Below are 2,345 nucleotides of genomic sequence, written 5' to 3' on the forward strand. Positions count from 1 at the left end.
CCAATAGAATTCAAGCAGCAGGTGCGCATCTGTAACCTGTAACCTGACGGATATATCAATATATAAAAAAAGGTTATTCCTTTATCCCTCTGGTAATTAACCTAGCTGTTTACATTTGCTTTTAAATTGACCATTGTCACAGAAAAAGAAACGTCAGGAACTGCGTTTCAATAATTGTGAAGTTACATTTCATAATGAATTAAGTCGTATTGGGTTATTTGTTGATGGGATTGGTGTTTTGGCTTTTGGCAGCAACTTGCTTTCACTGATGTGTTTTAGCCACCGGGATAGGTGCGGATATTGTGGTGCTGTGGGTTAACTACTATTATAAAGGCCTATGAATCCAGATGATTAGGATAACGCGTGACGTCGGTATTTATTCGTAACTTTACCTTTGCCGCACTGCCAGCCAGCGGTTTAAATGGCCAGCCATTGTTTCACGGCCTGTTGGCAAAATGTGATTTTGATGTCAATGAATACCGGGATGAGCTGTTTGCTGTTTATGGCATTGCGTTTCCCGGCAGTTTACAAAAAGCAGTGGCAAAACGGCGTGCCGAATACCTGGCGGGCCGTTTTGTCGCCCGACAAGTGCTGAATATGCTAGAAGTACGCAATTATCCGTTGGCGAATGGGCTAGATCGCGCGCCACTATGGCCCGCCGGTTTGATTGGCAGCATCAGTCATAACAACCAACGTGCTCTGTGCACTGCGCAAATTATAACGCCGGCTACAGAGTATTCTGATGAAAGTGCTCATGTCCACGGTGTTGGGCTAGATATTGAAAGCCTGATTGCCGTTGAAAGGGCGAATGATCTATGGCCCGGAATCCTTAGTGAGCAGGAGTACCGCGACCTTCAGGAGGGCCCATTAGTATTCAACCATTTACTGACATTGGCTTTTTCAGCCAAAGAGAGTCTATTTAAAGCAGTGTATCCACAGCTAGGGCGTTATTTTGACTTCCTGGAGGCCCGTTTCCTGAGTTATTCCATGGCATCAGGGCGTTTTGAGTTGCAGCTATTACGGGATCTCAGCAGTGACTTCCCAGCAGGCCGCATTTTTACGGGATGTTTCACTGTTAATGACAGTGATATTCAAACATTTATTGCTTACTAAGTTGGTACTAGTCACTTGTTGTAATAACTTTTTATTTTTTTAAGTTGGAAATTTCAATCGATATAGACTAAATATTTGACTATCAACCATATTTATTTGATAGGACATCATGAAATATATAGTGCTATTCGTTTTTATCTTATGTGTAGTCTATGTGCATTTTCGTGGCAAAGTTCGCTACAAGTTCTGGCGTCAGCTCTCAGATCATTCGACATTTGTTTCACCCATCAATGTGTTTATGTATCTGTTTTCACGGGTACCCACCACACCCTATTTAAAGCAGGATCTTTTCCCTGAATTGACCGTGCTGCGTGAAAACTGGCAGCAAATCAGGGATGAAGGTAAGGCGCTGATGGAAATCCAGCAAATCAAAGCATCGGATAAATATAATGATGCGGGTTTTAATTCGTTTTTTAAAACTGGCTGGAAACGTTTTTATCTGAAATGGTATGAAGACAGCCATCCTTCGGCGATGACACTTTGCCCTTATACCACCTCGTTATTACGCGGATTACCTTCGGTAAAGGCAGCGATGTTTGCTGAATTACCGCACGGTAGCCGCCTGCCTCGGCATCGTGATCCTTATGCCGGTTCTTTACGTTATCACCTTGGTTTAATCACCCCGAATGATGACCGCTGTTTTATTGATGTTGATGGCACCACTTACAGTTGGCGTGACGGTGAAGGCATTTTATTTGATGAAACTTATATTCATTATGCCGAGAATCAGAGTGGGCAGAATAGGCTGATCCTGTTTTGTGATATTGAGCGGCCAATGCGTTACCGCTGGGCGCAATGGATTAACCACTGGTTGGGGCGCAATTTAATGAGTGCAGCCACTGCCCCCAACGAAGAGGGGGATCGTACCGGTGGTGTCAATCGTATGTTTAAATACATCTATGCAGTGCGCAAGGTGGGGAAACGGTTGAAAGCCTGGAATCGTAGGATCTATTATTTGATTAAATGGATATTATTCGGTGGTATTGCCGTATTGATTTTTTATGCACTGTGAAAGAAAACGGCTCACAGAACAGACTATCAAATAGCGAGAGCCCCGCCCAAACTTAACTATGTGGGGCTTTCTCATCAATTATCTTGATCACTTTTCTTTTTTGACGCCCGCAACCCCGCCACAAATCCAGACTCAGACAAACATCACACCCAAAATTGATACTTAGAGCCGTCAAAAACCAATGGAATATTTTATTCTATTGATAGTTGTTTTTGAAACA

At 43.1% G+C, this 2,345-nt stretch carries 2 protein-coding genes; both read left to right on the forward strand.

Annotation, left to right across the window (positions count from 1 at the left end):
• The first annotated feature begins 363 nt into the window (after window positions 1–363).
• Window positions 364–1,113 carry a 4'-phosphopantetheinyl transferase family protein gene (locus tag V1952_RS21235; RefSeq protein WP_420075490.1) on the forward strand — a complete coding sequence of 250 codons (750 nt, stop codon included), beginning with the start codon at window positions 364–366 and terminating at the stop codon, window positions 1,111–1,113.
• A 109-nt stretch (window positions 1,114–1,222) separates the two neighbouring features.
• The gene (gene lpxO / locus V1952_RS21240; protein ID WP_372558572.1) at window positions 1,223–2,125 is read left to right on the forward strand and encodes a lipid A hydroxylase LpxO; all 903 of its coding nucleotides are present in this window, start codon (window positions 1,223–1,225) and stop codon (window positions 2,123–2,125) included.
• The last annotated feature ends 220 nt before the right edge of the window (window positions 2,126–2,345 follow it).

The sequence above is a fragment of the Yersinia sp. 2542 StPb PI genome (genome assembly GCF_048593855.1).
Lineage (GTDB): Bacteria > Pseudomonadota > Gammaproteobacteria > Enterobacterales > Enterobacteriaceae > Yersinia > Yersinia enterocolitica_E.